The organism is Nocardia sichangensis (assembly GCF_047200615.1).
GTDB classification, from domain to species: Bacteria; Actinomycetota; Actinomycetes; order Mycobacteriales; family Mycobacteriaceae; genus Nocardia; species Nocardia sichangensis.
Map to the genome: position 1 here is coordinate 1 of NZ_JBJZOK010000073.1, position 6,557 is coordinate 6,557.

A 6,557-nucleotide genomic window follows, 5' to 3' on the forward strand; every position below is an offset into this window, starting at 1 on the left:
GTCTCGACAGCGAACGGCAGCTGCGAGAGCACGTAGTCCAGGAACTGGATCGCGGTCTTCTGGTTGTTGCGCGGATAGATCTTCAAGATCCGCAACCGCGTGCAATCATCGATCGCGGTGAACTGGTAGAACTTCCCGCGCCGGCCAACCGGTTTCACCGTCGGGGTGCCGGGCTTGGCGGGGAGGGGTTCGACGAACTTGACGTCGATCTGCACGTGGTGGCCGGGGCGTTGCTTCTCGTATCGCTTCCAGCGGCGGTCGTGGCGGTAGCGCTGGGAGGCCGGCAGCCGGCCCATGTCGAGTCGTTTGAGGATGCGCCAGACGCCGGATTTGCTGATCTTGATGTCGTGGTAGCGCTCGAGGTACATGCGGATCTTGTCCGGCCCGAAGTGGTAATGCTGGCGCAGATGGATGATCTTCTCGATGACCTCGGCGCGAGTCGCGGTCGGGCTGGTCCGCGGGCGCCGTGACCGTTCGCGCAGTCCGTCCACACCTTCGGTCTCATATCGTCGCAGCCACGTGTAGTACGTGGGACGGCTGATGCCGAAGTACCGGCAGGTCATCGCGACGTTGCCGGTGACTTCCTCGACATGACGAAGGACCGCCAGGCGCCGACGCACCTCGCGGTCCATGACAGGCTCGCTCACCCGAATCTCCCTACGGTTCAGAGGGTCCGAGTGTCAAGCAACTCCGTCAGTTTTATACACCGATCCGCTCATCCTTCGGCTCGGACACCCCCTGGCCGGACAGCGCGGCCCGGGCTGCCGAATACGCGTCCAGCGCATCGGACTTGCCGCGTCGACGCCGTGTCGCCTTGTCGGGCCCGCAGACCTCGACGACCGGCATTCCCTCCGCCACCAGCGCTCTGGTAAATCCGGCACCATAGCTACTGGTTCCTTCCACGCCGACGACACGAACAACGCCGTGGCCGGTGAGGAATTTGATGGCAGCACGATACCCGGCCGCCGTGGTGGCGAACTCGTGATCGGCCACAGGCCGACCGGTCGGCGAAATCACCGCGACGTCAATGGTGTCGGCATGAGTGTCGGCGCCGCCGATGATCTCGTTCGTGTCGTGCATCCTCGCTGGTCCTGCCATTCGTCAGTGGTGGATGTCAGCACACCGGGCGGACAGGCAGACAAGACATTGGCGAGGCGCAACCAGGCCCCTATTAGGTCATCCCTCCCCGGCCGGAGCGCTCAAGGGCGCTTCCACCCGAGCCGGCGGACCAAAGTAAGGACAACCCAGCAGGGCGTCAGTCAGTGATTGAGCAACGACCCGGGCGGGAACACATCTCATCATCAATGTCGGTGATCCGGGAGACTGTCTCCTTGGATACCGATGGCGGGGGCGGCGCTAACTCGGCTGGGACGGTGATGCGTGCCCGAGCCGCAGATGGCAGCCGATCACCGAGGTCGGGACGGTGGTGCGGATGTCGTGTTCCATCCACTTGAGAGGGCCCACAGCGGTGGCGTAGATGCTCGACGCACGCGCCACTTCCCCGCGTCCGCGATGCGCCTTGATTATCGCGGCGATACTGGTGATCAGCGCGCCGACCAGATCGGATTCGGTGGGTGGATCATGAACTTCCCTGCACAGTTGCGCGAGGACAAACGCCGTCTGTTCCAGGTCCGGCGCGGGCGGTCGGAAGATGTGCGGGCGGGCGCGGCTTCCGGCAGCGAGTGCGGACTTTCCGACTTCGTGCGCGGCGACGGCGAAAGCTCCTAGCGCGTCCGGTTCGATCCGCCACGACCACAGCGCCAGCACCCCGGCGACCCGGCCTGCCGCCCACCGCCATGTCGAGCGATCCATGCTCGGAACAACTGCCAGCGTTTCGTTGAAACCCCGTGCTTCAGCCAGGGCGTATGTCCACAACTCGGTGTCGGCCGACACCGCCGTTTCCCTGGGCGACGGCGCCACCGAACGCGGGAGTTTCCACTCGGTCTGCGCGTCCGCCGCCGCGTGCGCGTCGTCCTCCCACCCGTCCCGCAGGTCGGGTAGGTGCAGTCCTGCGCCGACCTCGAGGTCGGTGATCGCCGGACCGAGGCGTGCGCTGTGGGCATCACGCCATTGGGCGGTGTAGCCCGCGACATAACCGTCGACGACACTGACCCGGGGCCGCAGGACGGTCCCGGTCGCCCGCGTCCGGCGGATCCATTCGACCTCCGAGAGGCTGACCGCAGCCGTGGCGCGCAGCGTGCGCCGCAGCCTCCGATGGTCCGAGCCGTCGCTGTCTTCGCGCCGCTCGATTCCCGCCGACATCTGCCTCTCGAAACTCACGCCAGGCCCAGGCAGCCCCGGAGCCGCCGACCGATACAGGCAAAAGTCACAATCGGTCAACGCGACATAATCCGATCGGTCGATAAACCGACGATCACCGTCAGCCTATTGAAGGCCGCACCGCAGGTGATCAGGAAGGTGCGGGTTGCGGCGGTAGCGGTCGGTGGGCTGGCGAGCCGCACAGACGCGCCAGGGTGCACCATGAGGAACCCAGCCGCTACCGGCAACAGCCCAGTGGTCCTCACCAGGGCCATACCAAACCTCCCAGCCGCCACATGCTGACGATTTCAGTCTTTCCTGAAATTGCTAGCCATGTAAAGGATGAGATGGCAGATTGCATTCCAGTGGCTGGTGGGATGTTGCTCTCTGCGGACCGGTCAGGTCTTCCCGGGATCGGTCGCCATGGCACAGTAGGCAGGATCTTTGACATTGAGGAGGATGTGCGGTGCCAGGTGACGATCAACAGAATGACACGCTGCGCTGGATTGAGCGTGTGGCGGCGTTCTGCGTCGAAGAGTGGGGTCTCACCCCTATCACCGGCCGCATCCTCGGATTGCTGATGATCTGTGATCCACCGGAGCAGTCGGCTGGCCAGATCGCGGACGCAATTCATGCCAGTCGAGCGTCATTGACGTCTAATATGCGTTTGCTGACCACGATAGGCCTTATTCGGAAGGTTCGCATCCCTGGGGAGCGTACCGCGTACTATCGGATCGAGGACAATGCCTGGTATATGGTAATACAACAAAAGGTGGAAAGTTTGGCCAGCTTTGGAAAAATTGCCGAGGACGGGCTCCAGCTTGTCGAGGGAGCCGATCTGGAGCGGACCAACAGAATTCGCTCTGCTCAGAAGGCGCTGACGTGGCTGCGCGACGTCGCTGCGCAGCACCGTTTCGATACCGAAAGATTGTAGCCTGTCTTCACTTATTGTTTTCGTCACCATTTCGAAAAGTGGCTAACAACCTTCGTCGATTCCGCATGTTATGACTGGCGCCGCGATCTTTGGATAACAGTGTCGAGGGTCTTTCCGACTGATCCGGAAAATTACTGTTCTTTGATTCGGGTTCGCTGTTTGGGATCCCGTTCTCGCTTCAGTCGTCGAACCTGAGCCAGGCGATGTCCAGCGCGGTCGGCGGTGGGCGGGTCTGCCGGCCGCGATATCCATGACGCGCCGGGTGAGGGTGGTGGCGATCTCAGCGCGCGCCGCGCGGTCGAGCGCCTCGCTGGGTGGGTGGATCCTGGTCGAGGCATTGAGGCTTCCTAGCCGTGACTGTGGTCATCGACGAGTCATCGATGCGTTGCTATGATACATATTGGTTATGCAGACAGCAAATCTCTGGAGGTGTTCGTGGTGTCAGGTCCTGGAGTGGGAACCGACGACGAGCTCGCGGCCGGGCGGCTACCGTCCGCTCACGGTGGCAGCGCGTACGCGGACGTAGCGCATTGGGCGGACGCCCGGCCGGATGAGATCGCGATCATTGAAGGTGATCGGTCACTGACCTGGCGGCAGCTGAACACGCTGTCTGATGCTCTCGCCGAGTCGCTGTGCCGGCGGGGGGTGGGAGTCGGCGACATCGTCGCTGTGCGGACACACATTCGTATCGAGTGGGCGATCATCGACCTTGCCCTGTCGAAGATCGGCTGCCGGCTCTTGGGGCTGAACTGGCGGTTGACGCCACGCGAGGCGGCTGAAATTCTCCGCGACAGCGGTGCACGTGCGGTCTTCTTCGATGATCCCGATCCCACCCCCTTTCTCGATGCGGTGACCGCGATCGCTCCGCTGATGCTCGTCGGAATTGATTACAGCGGCGACGGGGCGGCAGCGTTCGCGGAAATGTTGGACGTTGCCGGGGTACCTCCTCGTGTCGCAAAAGCCCCCGCCCCGTTGGTGATTTACACATCCGGAACCACTGGGCGGCCTAAGGGGGTAGTGATCCAGCCCCGGCCTGGGCAGGAACAAGCTTTTACCGAATACCAAGCTGATGTCGCACAACACGGTGCCCAGATCTCGGGTGACGTCGTGCTAGTGACAATGCCGATGAGCCACTCGGTCGGTCCGGCGATAGTCCGAGCCGCCGAGGCGCTGGGCAACCGGATGATCTTGCTGCGAAGGTTCGATCCCGAACAGGTCCTGCAATTGATAGAAGCACACCGGGTGAGCTTTTGGACCGGCGTACCAACGATGTTCAAACGACTCGCCGCGCTTCCGCCTGAGATCTTCGCGCGCTACGACGTCGGCTCCCTCCGGGTGCTGTCGATCGGCGGTGCGCCGACTGCTTCTTCCCTAAAGCAGTGGATCAATTCGACATTCGGGCCATGCCTCTATGAAGGTTACGGTGCCAGTGAGGTGGGCATGGTGACAGCGCTGACTCCGGGGATGGCCGTTGACCGGCCGGGATCATCTGGCCGCCCCTACCTCCACGTCGAAATCAGTGTGCGGGGTGGCGATGGGTCTGTGCTGGCGCCGGGTAGCGTCGGTGAGGTCTGGGTGCGGTCCCCCCTTGCTATCAGCGGCTACCTGAACGCCCCGCCGCTCGGCCCGGAAGATCTTGACGCGGAAGGCTTCTTTCGCGTCGGCGACGTGGGACGAGTCGATGAACAAGGCTATCTGTATCTAATCGATCGTGCCAAGGACCTCATCGTTGCAGGCGGTGTCAATATCTACCCGGCGGAGGTCGAGGCTGCTCTGCTGAAGCACCCGGCCATCCAGGACGCAGCGGTTATCGGCATCCCGGACGACGACTTCGGGGAGCAGGTGAAGGCATTTTGCGAGCTCAAGCCGAGTCACTCGGTCGGCGAGGCGGAACTCCTCCGGCACTGCCGCGAACAGCTCGCGTCATACAAGTGCCCACGTTCGGTGGAGTTCATCCAGGAGTTACCGCGCAATGCCATGGGGAAGATCCTCAAGCGCCAACTAAGGCAGCCATATTGGGAAGGACAGGAACGAAGCATATGATTGACATCCTCGACCTCACGGGGTCGTCGTGATTACCGGCGCTGGGCAGCTGGCGAGCGACGCAAGCTCTTGGGTCGCCGGGCAAACCTATCCGGTGAACGGAGGTTTCCCGTTCTCGCTATGACTGAATCCCCGATCCTGACCGAACGCGACGGAGCCTGCTTGATCATCACGATGAACAGGCCACACGTCCGCAATGCATTCGATGACGCCATGTCGGAGGCGATGGCCACGGCGCATGACATGTTGGACGACGACGATGGCTTGTGGCTCGCTATAATTCACGGCGCGGGTGGAAATTTCAGCGCTGGCGCCGACCTCAAGGCATTGGCCCGCGGCGAACAGGCCACTACCGCGCGCCGTGGAAATTTCGGGATGTTGGCTCGACCTTCCCGCAAGCCGGTCATCGCGGCAATCGAAGGCTCCGCTCTCGGCGGAGGCTTCGAGGTGGCACTCGCCTGCGATCTAATAGTCGCCTCGTATGAGGCCCAATTCGGTTTGCCCGAGGTAAAATACAATCTCGTGGCAGTCGGCGGTGGTTTGTTCCGGTTGCCACGTCGAATGCCTTACCATGCCGCATTAGAAATTGCTCTCTCAGGCGATCCGGTCGATGCCGAAATCATGTACCAGTGGGGCGTAGTTAATCGTGTGACGGCAGTGGGCAACGCTTTGCCGCGTGCGCGCAGGCTGGCCGACATGCTCCTACGTAACGGGCCAACCGCGTTGGCGGCAACGAAGCAGATCGTCGCCGGCTCGGCGGACTGGACCAGCAACCAGGCGTGGGATAAGCAGATGGCAATAGCACGTACCGCGCTGGAGGCCGAAGACGCGACCGAGGGGATCTTGGCCTTCGCGGAGAAGCGCGCGCCACATTGGAAAGGGCGATGACAGTGTGTGACCTGTTGTATCAGCCGCTCGGCCAGGCTGCTCCTGGATCTGCTGGGGTGTACGGAGCGTGACCACCTATCTATCGTGATGCCACATCACAATCGGGTTGGGCGCGAGACCTAGTGTTCCGCGCCTGAAATCCGTTATGTAATTGTAGGATTCTGCGGTGGCGAGGACTGGGCGGCCGAGGTCGGGGCCGGATTTGGTGGTGACCGAGGCGCAGCGTCGGGAGTTGGTGCGGGGCGCGCGGGCGGCGACGTCGACGCAGGCGTATGCGTTGCGGTGCCGGATCGTGCTGGCGTGCGCGGAGCCGGGTGCGGCGAACGCGCATGTCGCTGCTGCGGTAGGCGTCACGCCGATGACTGTGGCGAAGTGGCGGCGCCGGTTCATCGAGCACGGTCTAGCCGGTCTGGCCGATGAGCCACGTCCGGGT

The 6,557-nt window shown here is 62.8% G+C and carries 7 protein-coding genes; 4 read left to right on the top strand and 3 right to left on the bottom strand.

Going from position 1 to position 6,557, the window contains the following annotated elements; genetic code table 11:
* The 3 genes from ACL03I_RS38915 to ACL03I_RS38925 form a co-directional block, all read right to left on the bottom strand.
* The coding region (locus ACL03I_RS38915) for a helix-turn-helix domain-containing protein (RefSeq protein WP_412808586.1) at positions 1-647 on the bottom strand (647 nt) is incomplete at its 3' end.
* Positions 648-699: 52 nt separating this feature from the next.
* Complete coding sequence (locus tag ACL03I_RS38920) at positions 700-1,080, bottom strand: IS110 family transposase (RefSeq protein WP_412808587.1); 381 nt, start codon at positions 1,078-1,080, stop codon at positions 700-702.
* A gap of 276 nt (positions 1,081-1,356) precedes the next feature.
* Positions 1,357-2,280: a hypothetical protein gene (locus ACL03I_RS38925; RefSeq protein ID WP_412808588.1), complete on the bottom strand. Its 924-nt coding sequence runs from the start codon at positions 2,278-2,280 to the stop codon at positions 1,357-1,359.
* Positions 2,281-2,725: 445 nt separating this feature from the next.
* Between ACL03I_RS38925 and ACL03I_RS38930 the strand changes: the two genes are divergently transcribed.
* The 4 genes from ACL03I_RS38930 to ACL03I_RS38945 all read left to right on the top strand — a co-directional run.
* Positions 2,726-3,193, top strand: coding sequence for a GbsR/MarR family transcriptional regulator (locus ACL03I_RS38930; protein ID WP_412808589.1), 468 nt, complete (start codon positions 2,726-2,728; stop codon positions 3,191-3,193).
* Between the two features lie 453 nt (positions 3,194-3,646).
* Entirely contained in the window at positions 3,647-5,236 is a 1,590-nt protein-coding gene (locus tag ACL03I_RS38935; RefSeq protein WP_412808590.1) for a class I adenylate-forming enzyme family protein, read from the top strand.
* A gap of 120 nt (positions 5,237-5,356) precedes the next feature.
* Positions 5,357-6,124 (top strand): crotonase/enoyl-CoA hydratase family protein, encoded by a 768-nt coding sequence (locus tag ACL03I_RS38940; protein WP_412808591.1) that lies wholly within the window; start codon positions 5,357-5,359, stop codon positions 6,122-6,124.
* A 166-nt stretch (positions 6,125-6,290) separates the two neighbouring features.
* A partial coding sequence (locus ACL03I_RS38945) for a helix-turn-helix domain-containing protein (RefSeq protein WP_412808592.1) occupies positions 6,291-6,557 on the top strand: 267 nt, incomplete at its 3' end.

What these genes read in the sequence shown, in the direction of transcription:
- ACL03I_RS38920 (WP_412808587.1), bottom strand. Translation starts at nt 1,080, where the DNA reads ATGCACGACACGAACGAGATCATCGGCGGCGCCGACACTCATGCCGAC.
- ACL03I_RS38940 (WP_412808591.1), top strand. Translation starts at nt 5,357, where the DNA reads ATGACTGAATCCCCGATCCTGACCGAACGCGACGGAGCCTGCTTGATC.